Below are 1,333 nucleotides of genomic sequence, written 5' to 3' on the forward strand. Positions count from 1 at the left end.
AATACAAGGAAAAGATCTTCCGGATGTTTAGTCGCCTACACAAGATGGATGAATATGAGGGTACCGGTATCGGATTAGCCACCTGCAAAAAGATCGTGGAACGACATGGTGGTGAAATCTGGGTAGAGTCAAAGCTCGGTCAGGGTAGTACCTTCTGTTTCTCCTTGCCAAGAAACTAATTTCGACCTTATCTGAATGAACGGCCCTCCTGCTGATCCGGTTCGATCTGCGGGGGGGCTTCGTTTCTATGTTCGGTGATCCACTCTTGGAATTTTTCCATCTTCCCCGGGTGATAAGCCTCACGTTATCTGTTCTCCAACGGATCTTCTCGAAGGTCATAGAATTTCCCATTCCTTATCCTTCCCATTTCGTATCATTTTCCAATTCTTATAGCGTAAAGCCTGCTTAAACTGGCTATCTGGATAGTTCTTGGCGCCCCAATCATAATGCGGGTATTCCCAATACAGCATCCGATCGGGAAGGGCATGGTTCGCATCGGTTAGCAGCTTATACAATGATATTCCATCGATATTTCTGGGAATACTGTTCTTTTGTCCAGCCACCTCTGCAAAAGTTTGGAAGGATATCTGGGAAATAAATTTGTTCATTGGTGGTGCGTCCTGGAGTGATTTTCTCGGGCCAGCGAGCGATGAAGGGGATTCGAAGGCCTCCTTCGTATAAATCTCTTTTAAAACCTCGCAATTCACCATTGGTTTTTCATCCGCAAATTCTATTCCTCCTCCATTATCTGAGCAAAAGATGACCAAGGTTTCTTCGTCAATTTCGAGTTCTTTTAATAAAGCCATCAACTCGCCAAACTGGCGATCCAAGAGACTCGTCATGGCGGCGTAGTTTTTTCCGCTTTTTCCGTCCAATCTTTCTCTTCATATAAACTCACCGCAGGATCGGTACTCGGAATTACATACTTTCCATGAGGTACTGGCCAGGGGGCATAGCAAAAGAAGGCCCTGTCTTTATTGTCTTGAATAAAGGCTTTCATTTCATCAAAAATCAGATATTGGGTGTAGGAGTTTGCCTGCCGTCCTCTCCTGGCAAGTTTACTTTCTCACTATTTCTCCAGAGATACTCTGGGTAATAATTGTGGGCATGAATCTGATGATAGTAGCCAAAGAATTCATCGAATCCTTGTTTCTCCGGAACCCCTTCTGTTCCCTGATCACCCAATCCCCATTTACCAAATCCCCCGGTAGCGTAGCCGGCTTGCTGCAATAATTCGGCAATGGTGAATGCACTATCAGGAAGGGCGATGCCCCCGGTGTTTCCACGTACTTGGGTGTGCCCACTGTGTAATCCTGTCATGAGTGTGCTTCTT

Annotated in this window: 3 protein-coding genes; 1 reads left to right on the forward strand and 2 read right to left on the reverse strand. The window is 45.7% G+C overall.

Features of this window, described 5'->3' with window-relative positions; translation table 11 throughout:
- Positions 1-14: 14 nt before the first annotated feature.
- On the forward strand, positions 15-179 hold the full coding sequence (locus D5R40_RS33025; protein ID WP_339379564.1) for a sensor histidine kinase: 165 nt from the start codon (positions 15-17) through the stop codon (positions 177-179).
- 156 nt (positions 180-335) lie between these two features.
- Here D5R40_RS33025 and D5R40_RS33030 read toward each other — a convergent pair whose 3' ends face one another.
- The gene (locus D5R40_RS33030; protein WP_124155893.1) at positions 336-875 is read right to left on the reverse strand and encodes an alkaline phosphatase family protein; all 540 of its coding nucleotides are present in this window, start codon (positions 873-875) and stop codon (positions 336-338) included.
- A gap of 136 nt (positions 876-1,011) precedes the next feature.
- Positions 1,012-1,333, reverse strand: a 322-nt coding sequence (locus tag D5R40_RS33035) for a sulfatase-like hydrolase/transferase (RefSeq protein ID WP_205127855.1), incomplete at its 5' end; no start/stop codon positions are given.

The organism is Okeania hirsuta, from assembly GCF_003838195.1.
In the GTDB taxonomy this organism is placed as follows: domain Bacteria; phylum Cyanobacteriota; class Cyanobacteriia; order Cyanobacteriales; family Microcoleaceae; genus Okeania; species Okeania hirsuta.